The sequence below is a fragment of the Burkholderia sp. MSHR3999 genome (assembly GCF_000833595.1).
Classification (GTDB): domain Bacteria; phylum Pseudomonadota; class Gammaproteobacteria; order Burkholderiales; family Burkholderiaceae; genus Burkholderia; species Burkholderia ubonensis.
The window spans coordinates 1,400,189-1,414,693 of sequence record NZ_JRFO01000007.1 but is presented as its reverse complement, the minus strand read 5'-3'; the positions used below and the strand labels follow the sequence as shown (position 1 = coordinate 1,414,693).

Below are 14,505 nucleotides of genomic sequence, written 5' to 3'. Positions count from 1 at the left end.
CAGTGAAAAGAGTATTGATCGTATTCGGCACGCGGCCCGAGGCTATCAAGATGGCGCCGCTGGTGCACGCACTGAGGAAATGCGCGAACTTCGATGTCAGCGTATGCGTGACGGCCCAGCATCGCGAAATGCTGGATCAGGTGCTCGAACTCTTCGACATCAGGCCGGAGTTCGATCTCGACCTGATGCGCAGCAGGCAGACCCTGACCGACATCACGTCCGGTATCCTGACCAATATCGGAAACGTCTACGAGCAGGCGAAACCCGACATCGTCCTGGTTCACGGCGACACGACCACGACGCTGGCTGCGAGTCTCGCCGCGTTCTACCGGCATATTCCGGTGGGGCATGTCGAAGCCGGGTTACGCACCGGCAACCTGGAGTCTCCGTGGCCGGAGGAGATGAATCGTCGCTTCACGGACACGCTATCGTCGTGGCACTTCGCGCCGACGATGCAGGCCCGGCAAAATCTCCTCTCCGAGGGCACGGCGCCGGCGCGCATCGTCCTCACGGGCAATACCGTGATCGACGCGCTGTTGGCGATCAAGCGACGACTCGACGACGAGCCGCAACTCGCCGCGGACGTCGCTTCGCGCTTTCCGTTCCTGGATCCGGTGCGCCGGCTTGTTCTCGTGACAGGGCATCGGCGCGAGAGTTTCGGCGAACCATTCAGGCAGTTTTGCTCCGCGCTGCGCATACTTGCGTCCAACTATCCGGATGTGCAGATCGTGTACCCGGTCCATTTGAATCCGGCGGTGAGGGAGCCGGCGGAAATCATCCTCTCGGGGCAAGAGAATATCTTTCTCCTCGGCCCGCAGGAATACCTGCCCTTCGTATTCCTGATGTCCCGCGCCCATTTCGTGATTACTGATTCAGGTGGCATTCAGGAAGAAGCCCCTGCGCTCGGCAAGCCGGTGCTCGTTACACGCGAGACCACGGAACGTCCCGAAGCCATCCAGGCGGGAACGGCTCGGCTGGTCGGTACCGAGATCCTGACGATCCTGGGTGCCGCGTCGGAGCTTCTCGGCGATGCCGACGCGTATCAGCGGATGGCGCAGGCGGCGAACCCGTACGGCGACGGGCATGCCTGTGAACGTATCGTCGCGGCACTGGGGGAGATGGAGGGCGTCCAGCAGGGCTCGAGGACCGTTCACGCCGCATGACACCAGCGAGTCCCGAGTCGATACGCCCGATCGCTGCGTACGAGGCACCCCGATACGGCGCAGGCCGATCGGGATGCCCGTGACGCATCACGCAGGCGCCTTCAGGTTGATGATCGTTTGACGCAACAACTGGAAATATGAACTCGTCGAGTATGGAAGCATTTCTTCGACGTAGTTCCACCAGAAGAACCCGCCGATGAAACGCGGGTCGGTCATGCTGTTGACCATTGGGTAATAGGTTTTGATCAGGTTCTGCTGTACCGAGGCCGGCGCAGCGATATCCGACGTGCCGATTTCGCCGAAGCCGACCTTGGCGTTCGGGAAAATGCTTTCCAATGCCGCGAAATCGTTCTTCCACGTCGGGTTCAGCCCCGGGCAGTCCTGATACGGGTAGTAGCTGAAAAGCGCATAGTCGGCCTGCTGACGAACCGTCGCGGGCAGGAAGGCAGTCGGCCAGGTCTTCCAGTTGTCCTGCGGTTTTTGCCAGCAGTTGGTGCCCTTGCCGTCGTCGTTGTAATACAGCGTGATGGCGGTCTTGCCGCCGTTCGATTTGACGATCGTGTTGGCCGCCGCGACCATCTGGCCGATTTGCTGCTCTTGCGCATTGACCACCGAATTCGTGCCGTTCGGATCGTTGCGCAGCCATTCGCCGTTGATTTCATTGGCGATCTCCCACACGTCGACGGTGTTCTTCAGCTGCGACACCAACTCCTGCGTTCTCGCCTGGTAGGTGGCGAGCGTGGTCGGGAAATAGTAGGAATCGTAGACTTCGCCCATGACGTACGCGACCGCGTGCAGGCGCAACAAAGGCGCGTAGTAGTCCGTGGCCGGCGTACCCGGGTCGAACACGACTCGCACGGTGGGCCGGTACGGCAAGTTCTGCAGCGATGCGATGATCGCATCCAGTTTTGTCAGATCGTCGAGCGTCACGCCGTAGACAGGATTCTTCAGAGGTTCGACCTGAGCCTGGGCAGACTGGGAGAAGGGCATCAGCCCCGTGTACGCGACACACGCGGCAACGGCCGCGTGAGAGAGAGATTTCGTCAGTTTAAACAAAACAACCCTTCCGTCTTAAAGTAAGAAGAAGGGCGATTTTAATGGAAAATAAAAGCAAATTATCGGACGATATGGGTGGGTAGCGTCATGGCGACGCGGCCGGCATCGCTCCTTCAATGCCGGCCGCTTCCCCGATAGCTCTCGACTTCCGCGTCATAAGCCGCCAGAAACGCCTTCCCGAACACCGACGCGAAATCATCCTCGATCGCGAACACCGTATCGCGATGCGTTGCCGCGTAGCGGTCCCACATCCGCGCCTTGTACAGCACCGGCAGATGCTTCTCGTACCACGGCGCAGGCGTGTCGTCGCGCTCGCGCAGGCGCTGCGGCGAGAAGCGCGTCAGCAGGTCCATCAGCGCGGCGCGCATGCCGGCGACCATGCCGATCTGATGCGCGTGCAGATCCTGGAACGCATCGCTGACCGCACTCTGCGGCGACATGAAGCCCGGCAGCGGCAGCCCGAACATCTGCCGCAGCACCGCGCCGCCGTCCGGCAGCAGCTTCAGCGGATTGTTCTCGCGGTCGAGCAGCATCGTCATGTGCGCCTTCACCTCGCGCTTCAGGATGCTGCGCGACGACAGCAGCTCGACCGTGCCGTTCGCGAACAGCGCGAGCAACTGGCCGGCGATGTACAACTGCTCCGCCGACCATCGATTCGGGTCGGCGGCGTCGATCCCGGCGCCTTCGAAGAACGCGCGCAGCAGCGCGTCCGGCGTCGCGGGTTCCGGCGCGTGCGCGGCGGGCGGCGAGGCGTCGGCATCGGCGTCGACATCGGCGTCGACATCGGGCGCTTCGGCGGCTGCGGCCGCCGGCTGCACGCGCACGTGCTGCGTCCATTCGGGCGCATGGTCGGCCTGTGTAAATGAGCTTTGCGAGCCTTCGGCCGCACGGTGCGCATCGTCGGGGCCGGCGCCCCCCGACGGTTGCGCGAACAGATCGAGCGGATCGGTCGACAGCTGATGCAGGTCGCGCGGCGGCGTGGACGACGGCGCTGCTGCGGCGTGCACGGCAGGCTTGCCGTCCTGGCCGGCAGGCGCACGCGGCGCGGCTTCGTCCGGCGTCCTGCCGCGCGCGAAGCGGTCGTGCAGCCGGCCCCACAGGCGGTTGCCGGTCGCGTTCGTATCGTCGTGCGGCGCAGCCGGATCGTGTGCACCGTCGGTCACATCGACCGTGCGCGCCGGGGCCGCATCGTTGCGCCCGGCCGCGTCCTCGCGCTCCGCGCGTAGCACGTAAGGCCCGATCCGCACGATGTCGCCGTCGTTGAGCGGCCGCTCCTGCGCATACGCGATCGGCACGCGGTTCACTTCGATGGTGGACACGCTGCTGAGGTTCTTCAGCAGGCACGCGTCGTCGCCGACCTGCAGCAGCGCCTGCAGCCGCGAGATCTGCCGCGTGTCGTCGCGCAGCACGAGATGATTGTCGCCGTCCCGGCCGATGGTGCCGCCCGGCGGGCGAAACACGACGGCGTCGAAGCGGTCGCTGCCGACCGGCTCGCCGGCATGTTCGATCACGATCAGTTGCATGTCAGACGTCGCTCGCTGGATGAAGCGCTCGCCGGGAAACCGGTTCGTTCAGGACGCCGACGCATGCCTGCGGCGCGCGGTCTCGAACGCCGGTCCCCAGATCGGATGCCCCTTCTCGGCGGGGGACAGCTCGAAGCGCGGATTGAGATCGAGAATCTTCGAGAACTCGGCCCGGCACGTCGCGACGCGGTTCGTCACGCAGTAGCTGAACGCGAGCAGCTTGTGCGCGGCGACCTGCGTGTCGACGTCGGCGCCGTCGATTTCGCGCGCACGGCCGAGGATCGCAATCGTGCGGCCGTAGTCGCCCGCCGCGTACGCGGCGCGCGCGCCGTCGACCGCGGCACGCGCGGCCGACTGGGTCGGCGATGTGCTCGTGGACGTGCTGCTGCAGCCGCTCATGCCCAGCAACACGAGGCCAAGGCAGACAACCAGCGACGAACGGCCTTTCATTCTTGTTTGGACGGTTTCCGGTGATTGGACGGGTGACGCGCGGTGCTGTTGGATTCTAGTGCCAATAACCGGAACCGGACAGGCTGTTACGTTTCGTTTCATCTTGAAACAATAATCCCGGGCAGGCGCCTGATTTGATTTGGAATGCGCCTTGTGAATCATGAAAATCGAACCTATAGTTCGGTGTGCTTTTTGGTTTCGTCGGTTTTTTGCAGCGCTCATCCCAGTGCGTAAAAGCGGGCCGTTTATTCCGGCGGCGTGAACAGCTTGGCACGTCACCCGAGTCGCATGCCGCCGCCGGTTTACAGGCCGGAGGACGGCGCCCGCACGTCCGTCTGATGGGTGTCCGCGTACGAGATTCGTGCCGCGTCGGCAAGCAACGCATCGGGGAATCGGTCGGGAATCGATTCCAATTGATTTCCGTTTTTCGATTCGGGATTTTTAGGAAAACTAGGATGATTCGACCCGGCTTTTTAAATGAATAAATTGCCGAATTGGATCGCGATGAAAGGAAATGGAAATAACATAATTACCGAATGAATCATTGGGCCTGATTCACCGATCGGGCCGGTTTCCGTCGTCGGGAAACCGGTGGAGACTGATTGCGCTGCGAGGATCGAATATGCGACGGCGGTCCGGTGGTTTCATCGTCCTGGGGTGCGTGCTGCTGCTCCCGGGATGCGGCGCGACGGAGCGCGCCGCTGCGGTGCCGTATGCGATCACGGTCGACGTCGCGCCCGACGTCAATCCGGACCTCAACCGCAAGCCGTCGCCGATCGTGCTGAAGGTGTTCCAGCTCAAGGCCGCGTCGGCGTTCGAGAGCGCGGATTTCTTCTCGCTGCAGGACAAGCCGGAGGGCGTGCTCGGCGCGGACCTGCTCGGCGTCGAGCGGATCATCCTGTGGCCGGGCGAGGCGCGCACGCTGCATTACCGCGGCAACGTGGAAGCGGGCGCGCTCGGCGTCGTCGCCGAATACCGCGTGCTCGAAAAGAACCGCTGGCGGCTCACGGTGCCGTTGCCGCGCGCGAAGCAGCTCAATGCCTACAAGTTCTGGCAGACGTCGCCGGGCGAGCTGAAGCTGTCGATCGCGGTGCGCAACGGCGGGATCGGGCTCGGCGGCGATGCACGGGGGCGCCCATGAACGAACCGTCATTGTCCGCGACGCCGGTCGCCGCCCTGCGTCAGCGGGTGGTATGGACCGAAGGGATGTTCCTGCGGCCGCAGCATTTCCAGCAGCTCGAACGGCACTGGGAACGCTATGTGAGCCTGCGCTGCCTGCCGCTGCTGGGGTTCGGCTGGGGGTTCGACGCGCTGGAGATCGATCGCGAGCTGCTCGCGCTCGGCAAGGTCGCGCTGCGCGCGGCGTCGGGCGTGATGCGCGACGGCACGCCGTTCGACCTCGCGCATCCGGACGACCTGCCCGAGCCGTTCGACGTGCCCGCCGACGCGAAGGACCAGCTCGTCGTGCTCGCGCTGCCGCACTGGCGCGGCGGCGCGGAGGAGGTGTCGTTCGGCGGCGAAGGCGACGCGGACGTTGCGCGCTACGTCGTGCGCGAATACGAGATCGCCGACGCGAACGCGGTCGCGCTCGGCCCCGCGCTGCTGCAAACGGGCCGCCTCAACGTGCGGCTGGTGCTCGAAGCGGAACTGACGGGCGACTGGCACGCGCTCGGCGTCGCGCGGATCGTCGAGCGGCGCACCGACGGGCGGCTGCTCGTCGACGACGGCTATATCCCGCCGCGGCTCGTCGCGCAGCGAGACCCGGTGCTGCTGCGCCACACGCGCGAGCTGCACGGGCTGCTGACGCAGCGCAGCGAGGCGCTGGCCGAGCGGCTGTCGGAGCCGGGGCGCGGCGGCGTGTCGGAGGTTGCGGATTTCCTGCTGCTGCAGCTCGTCAACCGCTATCTGGCGCTCACCTGGCATGCGCAGCAGGACGTCGCCGCGCATCCGGAGACGCTGTTCCGCGACTGGCTGAAGCTCGCGTGCGACCTGAGCACGTTCACCGCGGCCGGCCGGCGGCCGCAGACGCTCGCGATCTACCGGCACGACGACCTGCGCGCAAGCTTCGCGGAACTGATGACCGAGCTGCGTCGCTCGCTGTCGACGGTGCTTGAGCAGAACGCGATCCAGATCGAGCTGCGCGACGCGGGCAACGGGATGCGAATCGCGACGCTCGCCGATCCGTCGCTGCGCGACACGGCGGGCTTCGTGCTCGCGGTGCGCGCGGACGTGCCGGCCGACAGCCTGCGCGCGCGCTTTCCGGCGCAGGCGAAGCTCGGGCCCGTCGAGCGCATCCGCGATCTCGTGCAACTGCAGCTGCCGGGCATCGCGATGCGCCAGCTGCCGGTCGCGCCGCGGCAGATTCCGTATCACGCGGGCCATACCTACTTCGAGATCGACAAGGGCGGCGACCTGTGGAAGCAGCTCGCGCGCTCCGGCGGTCTGGCGCTGCATCTGGCCGGCGAATTCCCGGGACTCTCGATGGAGTTCTGGGCGATACGCGGATAGGGGCGGGAGGCGCGCGATGAACCTTTCTACCGATTCGTTCTCCACCGGCGCAGGCGGCTTCGTGCCGCCCAATCCGGGCGGCATGCACGCGGCCGCCGACGCGGCCGCGGCCGGCCCGGCCGGCGCGTCCGTCATGCAGCCGAGGCCGGGCCGCTGGGCGGCGAGCGGCACGAACCCGCTCGTCGCCGCCGCGAACCCGCTGCTCAACCTGGTGCCGCAGATCCGCTCGACGGTGCACCACCCGAACCCGGCGTGGCTGCGCGAGCATCTCGTCGTCGAGATCCGGCAGTTCGAGGCGCGCGCGCAGGAAGCGGGCGTCGCGTCCGAGGCGATCATCGGCGCGCGCTACTGCCTGTGCACGGCGCTCGACGAAGCAGCCGCGCTGACGCCGTGGGGCGGCAGCGTGTGGTCGTCGCACAGCCTGCTCGTGTCGTTCCACAACGAGACCTGGGGCGGCGAGAAGTTCTTTCACCTGCTCGAACGGCTGTCGCAGCAGCCGCGCCAGCATCTCGACCTGCTGGAGCTGCTGTATTTCTGTCTCGCGCTCGGCTTCGAAGGCCGCTATCGCGTGCTCGACAACGGCCACGCACAGCTCGACGCGCTGCGCCGCCAGCTCGCGCAGACGATCCGCTCGGTGCGAGGCGAGTTCGATCCGGCGCTGTCGCCGCACTGGCGCGACGTCGTCACGCGCGACGTCACGCGGCGCTTCACGGTGCCGCTGTGGGTGTGCGCGGCGCTCGCGCTGCTGCTCGGCTTCGGCGTGTTCGCGGGCCTGCGGATCGCGCTCGCCGGGCATTCGGACCGGCTGTTCGCGTCGATCGACGCGCTGCACGTGCCGAAGCTGCAGCCCGCGCAGCCGGCGCCGCGCCCCGCGCCGGCGCCGCGCATCGCGAAGTTCCTCGAACCGGAGATCGCGGCGGGGCTCGTGTCGGTGCGCGACGACGCGGATCGCAGCGTGATCGTGCTGCGCGGCGACGGGCTGTTCCAGTCGGGCGCGACGTCGGTGATCGACCGCTACCTGCCGGTGCTGGCGCGGGTCGCCGATGCGCTGAACAAGGTGCCCGGCAACGTGCGCGTGAGCGGCTATACCGACGACACGCCGGTGCACACCGCGCGCTTCGCGTCGAACTGGGATTTGTCGCGCGAGCGCGCGGAAAGCGTGCGCAGCCTGCTCGCCGCGCGGCTCGACCGTCCGGAGCGGCTCGCGGCGCAAGGGCGCGGCACGCTCGACCCGGTCGCGCCGAACGACACGCCGGCCAATCGCGCGCGCAACCGGCGCGTCGAGATCACGCTGCTGCCCGCGCCGGGCGGCGACGCCGCAGCCGCCAGGGAGGCGCGCTGACCATGAGCCAGGCCGTCGCACGCTTCGTCCGCCCGTTGCCGTCGCGGGACATCTGGACCTTCGCGGGGCTCGTCGTGCTCGCGTGCTTCATCTGGCTCGCGGGCCCGCTGCTCGCGTTCGCCGAGGTACGCCCGCTCGAAAGCGGCTGGGCGCGCGCGCTGACGATCGTCGTGCTGTTCGCCGCGTGGGGCGGGCGCCTCGCGTGGCGCGGCTGGCGCGCCGGCCGGCTCAACGCGCAGCTGCTGAACCAGTTGCGCGACGCCGCGCCGCGCCCGGGCGGCCCCGACGACGCGGCGAAAGCCCAGCTCGACGAGCTGCGCAGCCGCTTCGACGAGGCCGCGACGCTGCTGAAGAAAGTCCGCTTCGGCCAGGCCGACGGCGCGCGCAAGGGGCTGCCGCGCTGGCTCGAACGGATGTCGCGCCAGTACCTGTACCAGTTGCCGTGGTACGTGTTCATCGGCGCGCCGGGCTCGGGCAAGACGACGGCGCTCGTCAATTCGGGGCTCAGCTTCCCGCTAGCCGAGCAGTTCGGCCGCGCGGCGATCCGCGGCGTCGGCGGCACGCGGCACTGCGACTGGTGGTTCACGAACGACGCGGTGCTGATCGACACCGCCGGACGCTATACGACGCATGAAGGCAACCGCGCGCTCGACGAGGCCGAGTGGAAGGGCTTCGTCGACCTGCTGAAGCGATACCGCGCACGCCAGCCGCTCAACGGCGCGATGCTGACGATCAGCGTCGCCGACCTGCTCGGCGCGTCCGAGGCGGAGCGCACGCAGCACGCGATGGTGCTGCGCAAGCGGCTGCTCGAATTGCGCGCGCAGCTCGGCATCCGCTTTCCGGTCTACCTGCTCGTCACGAAGGCCGACCTGCTCGCGGGCTTCGCCGAGTATTTCGGCGGCTATGGCCGCGCGGAATGCGCGCAGGTGTGGGGCTTCACGTTCCCGCTCGCGGAGGCCGAGGCATCCGGCTTCGACCTGCGCGCGGCGTTCGACCGCGAATACCGGCTGCTGCACCGCCGGCTCAACGATGCGCTGCCCGAGCTGCTCGCGTCGCAGACCGACGCGCGCCAGCGCGAGATGAGCTATCTGCTGCCGCAGCAGATCGCCGATCTGCAGGACCTGCTCGGCCAGTTCGTCGCCGAGGTGTTCTCCGTGTCGAGCTTCGAGCCGATGCCGATGCTGCGCGGCGTCTACCTGACGAGCGGCACGCAGGAGGGCACCGCGTTCGATCGCGTGATGAGCGGCATCAAGCGCTTCCTGAAGATCGAGGGCGTGCCGCCCGTCGCGCAGTCGGGGGCGACGGGAAAGAGCTTCTTCCTGAAATCGCTGCTGCAGGACCACATCTTCCGCGAGGCCGCGCTCGCGGGCAGCAACCTGCGCTGGCATCAGCGGCGGCGCGTGCTGCAGCTCGGCGGCTACGTGGCGCTCGCGTTCCTGTGCATCGCGATGCTGGCCGCGTGGCTGAAGAGCTATTCGAACAACCGCGCGTATCTCGACCAGATCGCCGCGCGCGTGCCGGCCGTCGACGCGCAGATCGCCGGCGCGACGATCGCGGGCGCCGCCGACGTCGCGCGGCTGCTGCCGGTGCTCGACGCGCTGGGCAGCCTGTCGAACGCGGGCGGCGTCGATCTCGCGCATCCGCCGCTCGCGTATCGCTGGGGGCTGTTCCAGGGCGAGAAGATCGACGAGGCGGTCGATGCGATCTACCGGCGCGCGCTCGACGACGTGCTGCTGCCGATCGCCGCGAGCCGGATGGAAGCGGCGCTGCGCGAAGCGCGGCCGGACGACGTCGAATACGCGTACGCGGCGCTGAAGGCGTACCTGATGCTCTACGACGGCGCGCATTACGACCCCGCGTTCGTGCAGGCCGTCGTCGATCTCGAGATGGAGCGTGCTCTGCCCGCCGATTTCACGCCGTCGCAGCGTGCGGCGTTGCGCGCGCATCTGGCGGCGCTGTTCGGCAATCGCGTCGCGGTGTCGCCGTTCCCGATGAACGAGCGGCTCGTCGCCGACGTGCGCGAGCGGCTGCGGCAGGTGCCGTTCTCGCAGCGGCTCTACCGGCAGCTCGCGCGCACGCTGCGGCCGGCCACCGCGTCGTACGACTTCAGCGTCGCGCGCGCGGTCGGCCCCGACGCGTCGATGGTGTTCCGCCGCCAGAGCGGCAAGCCGCTCGCGGACGGCGTGCCGGGCCTCTATACGCGCAACGGCTATCGCAACGTGTTCGCGCCGCGCCTGGCCGGCGCGGTCGATGCGTTCGGACGCGAGGAGGTGTGGGTGCTGAATCTCGGCGCGTCCGAGATACCGGGCGCGAACGACGCGGCCGCGTGGGCGCGCGACGTCCGGCAGCTTTACCTGAACGACTACCTGAAGGTCTGGGACGACTATCTCGGCGACGTCCGGCTGCAGCGCACGTCGTCGCTCGCACAGAGCATCCAGGTCGCGCGCGCGCTGTCGTCGGCGGATTCGCCGCTGACCCGGCTGATGGTCGCGCTCGCGCGCGACACGGCGCTCGGCGATGCGCCGGGCGGCGCGCGCAATCTCGCGTCGCGCGCGCAGGACAAGGTCGACGAGGCGCGCAGCTCGCTCGCGCAGATCTTCGCGGGGCAGCCGGGCGGCGACGCGGGCGCGGCAACCGACGCGCCCGCGAGCCCGGAACAGGTCGTCGACAGCCATTTCGCGGGCCTGCGCACGTTCGCGCCGGGCAGCGGCGACCAGGCCGCGGCGTTCGACGCGGTGCTGAAGGCGATCGACGCGCTGTACACGTACCTGACCGCGACCGACGACGCATTGAGGAGCGGCGCGACGCCGCCGCCGTCCGACGCGCCGGCGCGGCTGCGCGCGCAGGCCGGCCGGCGGCCGACGCCGTTCCGCGAAGTGCTCGACGACCTGTCGAACGTCGCGAACGGCAGCGTCGCGACCGTCGAGCAGCGCAGCGTCGCGCAGCGCGCGGGCGCGAACGTCGGCGACTTCTGCCGGCAGGCGATCGACGGCCGCTATCCGTTCGCGCGCGGTTCGTCGCGCGACGTCGCGCCGTCGGACTTCGCGCAGCTGTTCGCGCCGGGCGGCCTGATGGACGACTTCTTCCAGAAGAACCTGCAGCCGATCGTCGATACGACGTCACATCCGTGGCGGTTCGCGAACCGCAATGCGGACGCAGACCCGGCGGCGGCCGCGATGCTCGCGTCGTTCGAGAAGGCCGCGGTGATCCGCGACGTGTATTTCGGAGGCGGCGCGCGCGCCGCGCAGCTGAAGGCGCAGATCCAGCCGCTGGAAATGGACCCGGCGATCGCCGAGATGGTGCTCGACGTCGACGGCCAGATCGTCCGCTACGCGCACGGGCCGCTCGTGCCGAGCGCGGTGCAGTGGCCGGGCCCGCGCGGCAGCAACCAGGTGCGGCTGCAGGCGAGCGCCACGTCGGGCGCGGCGGACGGCATCACGACCGACGGGCCGTGGGCGCTGCACCGGCTGTTCGACCGCGCGGCGCTGTCGGCCGGGCGCGGGTCCGAGCAGATGGTCGCGCGCTTCTCGGTCGACGGCAAGCCGATCGTGCTGCTGGTGACCGCGAGCAGCGTCCGCAATCCGTTCAGGCTGGCCCAGATGGAGTCCTTCGCATGCCCTCCGAAGCCATGAGCACGACACCGGCGCACACGACCGGCGGCGCACCGCCGGCCTGGTACGGAAAGATTCCGGGCGCGGGGGACTTCGTGAACCGCCGGCTGCCCCACACACTCGCCGGCTGGTGGGAGCGCTGGCTTCAGCAGGGCATGGCCGCGCTGCGCCAGCGCGGCGCGGACGAGATCGCGCGCCATTACACGGTCGCGCCGGTCTGGAATTTCCTGATCCCGGCGGGGGCCGGCGCGGCGTGCGTGCAGCCCGGCTGCGTCGCGCCGAGCTGCGATCGGGTGGGGCGCTATTACCCGGTGCTCGTGACGCTGCCGCTGAACACCGCCGATTACTGGAGCGGGCTGCCGGACGCCGCCGACGCGTTCTACTGGCGCATCGGCAGCGCGCTGCTCGACGCGATCCGGCATGCGCGCACGCCGGTCGATCTCGAGGATGCGCTGGAACGGGTGCGGCTCGCGCCCGGCGGCGCGGGGCCGGCCGCGCGCGACGGCGACCCGGACGCGCCGTCGCCGCAGGCGTGGCCGGAGCGGCCTGAGCAGCCGGTGGCGCCCGCGTGGCCGGGGCTGTCCGGGTATTTCGATCCGCACGGCGCGACGAGCTTCTGGTGGACCAATCGCGCCGACGGATCGCCGCTGCGCACGCTCGCGCATACCGGCGCGCCGGACAGCCGGCTGTTCCTGCGGCTGTTCGGCGGCGACGCGTAGCGGCATCGAGAGGTAGGGACATGAAGGATTCGTTCGCGAGAGACAACGGACAGGACACGGCGAGCCGCGGCGACGCGGCCGAAGTCACGGTGCGGCCGCTGCCGCTCGGCCACCGGCTCGGCGAGCTGCAGCTCGACGAAGTGCTCGGCATCGGCGGCTTCGGGATCGTCTATCGCGCGTTCGACCGCACGCTGCGGCGCGCGGTCGCGATCAAGGAATACATGCCGTCGATGCTCGCCACGCGCGGCGGCGACTACACGGTGTCGCTGCGCTCGGAGCGCTTCGCGAGCGCGTTCGACGCGGGGCGCGGCGCGTTCCTCAACGAGGCGCGGCTGCTCGCGCAGTTCGATCATCCGGGGCTCGTCAAGGTGCTGCATTTCTGGGAGAGCCACGGCACCGCGTACATGGTGATGCCGTTCTACGAGGGGCGCACGCTCAAGCAACTGCTCGACGGCGGCGTGCAGATGAGCGAGACGCAACTGCGCGACGTGGTCGCCGCGCTGCTCGGCGCGCTCGACACGCTGCATCGCGCGCAGTGCTTCCATCGCGACGTCGCGCTCGACAACGTGCTGATCCGGCCGGACGGCAACGCGATCCTGCTCGACTTCGGCGCGGCGCGCAAACAGATCGGCGACCTCGTCGACGACGGCGCGATGATGATCAAGCCCGGCTATGCGCCGATCGAGCAGTACACCGACGATCCCGCGTTCAGCCAGGGGCCGTGGACCGACCTGTACGCGCTCGGCGCGGTGATGCACGCGATGATCACCGGCGAGCTGCCGCCGGCCGCGGTCGTGCGCAGCATCAAGGATACGTACCGGCCGCTCGCGACGCGCGAGCTGCCGGCGCGCGAGCGGTACAGCCCGGGGCTCCTGGCGGCGGTCGATCACGCGCTGCAACTGCGGATCGCGGACCGGCCGGAATCGGTGGCCGCGTTCGCGGCGGAGCTGGGGCTGAGCGGGTTCGGTCGGGTGGGGTATGGGGCCGACGCGGCGGCCGCTTCGTCCGGCGATGCGCCGGCATCTGCGCAAGCTTCTCCGGCGGCGGATGCTGGACCGGCGTTGAAGCGTCAGGCGGCCGGGGCCGGGAGTGCCGCAACGGCTTCGTCGAATGAGGCGTCCAGCGTCGACAGCGCCGCACCGCCTGCGTCGAGTGACACGCCTTCGACGTCGACGCAACGCCAGCCCGCGCGTGATGAAAACGCCGTATCCGGCCAATCCGGCGCGGCGCCGGCATCTTCGACGCCCGGCGTGCAGCCTGTCGCCGACACGGCCAACGTGTCCGCGAAGGCGGCCAACGCCGCGACAACCGCTGCGCCGACCGGCGTCCCGCAGGGAACGGACGCCCGGCGCCCCGCGCGCGCACAGTGGCGCGGCGGTCGCCGCGCGGGCGTCTATGCCGGCGGCGCGCTCGCCGTGCTGCTGGCGATCGGCATCGGCGCCGCCTATCTCGCGAAACCGGTGCGCACGACCGACTCGCCGGCATCGGGTGCAAGCGTGCCGCAGGCAGCCACGCCGGCGCCGGCGATGGCACCCGAGCCGGGCCGCGACACCGGGATCGCCGCCGCCCAGCACGGCCCCACGCCGATCGTCATCCCGCCGTCGAGCCAACCGGCAGCGCCATCCGTGCAAGAGCCGACGCCGGCAGTCGCGACGACGGTCGCCAGCGATCCCGCCGCGCCGCCCCCGTCACCGATCGCGAAGAACACCGCAAGCGCCGCGTCGGCCGCGCCGGCCGCGCCCGGCTCGCGCATCGCGCCGGCCGCGAGCCTCGATGCGTCCGAGCGGGTCGTCACCGTGCCGCCGTCGGACGCCGCGGCGCCGCCGGCCCCGTCCGCCGCCGAAACCGTCGCCGCCGCCCCGGACGAGCAGCGTCCGCCCGACCGGCCGGAAACCGTCGCGGTGCGCTTTCACGTGCGGCCGTGGGGCGACATCTACGTGAGCGGCGTGCGGCGCGGCGCGAGCCCGCCGCTGCGCTCGGTGTCGCTGGCGCCGGGCACCTACCAGATCGAGATCCGCAACGGCGCGCTGCCGCCGCTACGGCGCACCGTGACGATCGACCCGGGCAGCAAGCCGATCAGCATCGACTATGCATTCGAATGACGCCAGCGAAGCGGCGCGCGCCGCCGCCGCA

Annotated in this window: 10 protein-coding genes; 7 read left to right on the top strand and 3 right to left on the bottom strand. The window is 69.3% G+C overall.

The features are described 5' to 3' along the window. Window positions 1-2: 2 nt before the first annotated feature. A complete protein-coding gene (wecB, locus tag KY49_RS29745) occupies window positions 3-1,163 on the top strand; it encodes a non-hydrolyzing UDP-N-acetylglucosamine 2-epimerase (RefSeq protein ID WP_042587917.1) in 1,161 nt (386 codons plus the stop codon). An 87-nt stretch (window positions 1,164-1,250) separates the two neighbouring features. Here wecB and KY49_RS29740 read toward each other — a convergent pair whose 3' ends face one another. From KY49_RS29740 to KY49_RS29730, 3 genes are all read right to left on the bottom strand, one after another. Then, a complete protein-coding gene (locus KY49_RS29740) occupies window positions 1,251-2,153 on the bottom strand; it encodes a hypothetical protein (protein WP_042587916.1) in 903 nt (300 codons plus the stop codon). Between the two features lie 179 nt (window positions 2,154-2,332). Further along, complete coding sequence (gene tagH, locus KY49_RS29735) at window positions 2,333-3,742, bottom strand: type VI secretion system-associated FHA domain protein TagH (protein ID WP_042587915.1); 1,410 nt, start codon at window positions 3,740-3,742, stop codon at window positions 2,333-2,335. Window positions 3,743-3,790: 48 nt separating this feature from the next. Beyond that, window positions 3,791-4,192 carry a TssQ family T6SS-associated lipoprotein gene (locus KY49_RS29730; RefSeq protein ID WP_042587914.1) on the bottom strand — a complete coding sequence of 134 codons (402 nt, stop codon included), beginning with the start codon at window positions 4,190-4,192 and terminating at the stop codon, window positions 3,791-3,793. Between the two features lie 622 nt (window positions 4,193-4,814). Here KY49_RS29730 and tssJ point away from each other — a divergent pair. From tssJ to KY49_RS29700, 6 genes are read left to right on the top strand one after another with little or no spacing between them, the layout of a single operon-like run. Beyond that, complete coding sequence (gene tssJ, locus KY49_RS29725; protein WP_042587913.1) at window positions 4,815-5,333, top strand: type VI secretion system lipoprotein TssJ; 519 nt, start codon at window positions 4,815-4,817, stop codon at window positions 5,331-5,333. Next, window positions 5,330-6,700 (top strand): type VI secretion system baseplate subunit TssK, encoded by a 1,371-nt coding sequence (gene tssK / locus KY49_RS29720; protein ID WP_042587912.1) that lies wholly within the window; start codon window positions 5,330-5,332, stop codon window positions 6,698-6,700. Before tssJ ends, tssK begins: the two co-directional genes overlap by 4 nt. 16 nt (window positions 6,701-6,716) lie before the next feature. After that, window positions 6,717-8,042, top strand: coding sequence for a DotU family type VI secretion system protein (locus KY49_RS29715; RefSeq protein WP_042587911.1), 1,326 nt, complete (start codon window positions 6,717-6,719; stop codon window positions 8,040-8,042). A gap of 2 nt (window positions 8,043-8,044) precedes the next feature. Then, entirely contained in the window at window positions 8,045-11,674 is a 3,630-nt protein-coding gene (tssM, locus tag KY49_RS29710) for a type VI secretion system membrane subunit TssM (protein WP_042587910.1), read from the top strand. Then, complete coding sequence (gene tagF, locus KY49_RS29705; protein ID WP_071769687.1) at window positions 11,656-12,372, top strand: type VI secretion system-associated protein TagF; 717 nt, start codon at window positions 11,656-11,658, stop codon at window positions 12,370-12,372. The genes tssM and tagF overlap by 19 nt, the downstream gene beginning before the upstream one ends. Before the next feature lie 20 nt (window positions 12,373-12,392). Beyond that, window positions 12,393-14,474 carry a serine/threonine protein kinase gene (locus KY49_RS29700; RefSeq protein ID WP_042587908.1) on the top strand — a complete coding sequence of 694 codons (2,082 nt, stop codon included), beginning with the start codon at window positions 12,393-12,395 and terminating at the stop codon, window positions 14,472-14,474. Window positions 14,475-14,505 lie beyond the last annotated feature (31 nt).

What these genes read in the sequence shown, in the direction of transcription:
- KY49_RS29715 (WP_042587911.1), top strand. Translation starts at nt 6,717, where the DNA reads ATGAACCTTTCTACCGATTCGTTCTCCACCGGCGCAGGCGGCTTCGTG.
- KY49_RS29740 (WP_042587916.1), bottom strand. Translation starts at nt 2,153, where the DNA reads ATGCCCTTCTCCCAGTCTGCCCAGGCTCAGGTCGAACCTCTGAAGAAT.
- KY49_RS29730 (WP_042587914.1), bottom strand. Translation starts at nt 4,192, where the DNA reads ATGAAAGGCCGTTCGTCGCTGGTTGTCTGCCTTGGCCTCGTGTTGCTG.
- KY49_RS29700 (WP_042587908.1), top strand. Translation starts at nt 12,393, where the DNA reads ATGAAGGATTCGTTCGCGAGAGACAACGGACAGGACACGGCGAGCCGC.
- tssM (WP_042587910.1), top strand. Translation starts at nt 8,045, where the DNA reads ATGAGCCAGGCCGTCGCACGCTTCGTCCGCCCGTTGCCGTCGCGGGAC.
- tagF (WP_071769687.1), top strand. Translation starts at nt 11,656, where the DNA reads ATGCCCTCCGAAGCCATGAGCACGACACCGGCGCACACGACCGGCGGC.
- tssJ (WP_042587913.1), top strand. Translation starts at nt 4,815, where the DNA reads ATGCGACGGCGGTCCGGTGGTTTCATCGTCCTGGGGTGCGTGCTGCTG.
- tssK (WP_042587912.1), top strand. Translation starts at nt 5,330, where the DNA reads ATGAACGAACCGTCATTGTCCGCGACGCCGGTCGCCGCCCTGCGTCAG.
- tagH (WP_042587915.1), bottom strand. Translation starts at nt 3,742, where the DNA reads ATGCAACTGATCGTGATCGAACATGCCGGCGAGCCGGTCGGCAGCGAC.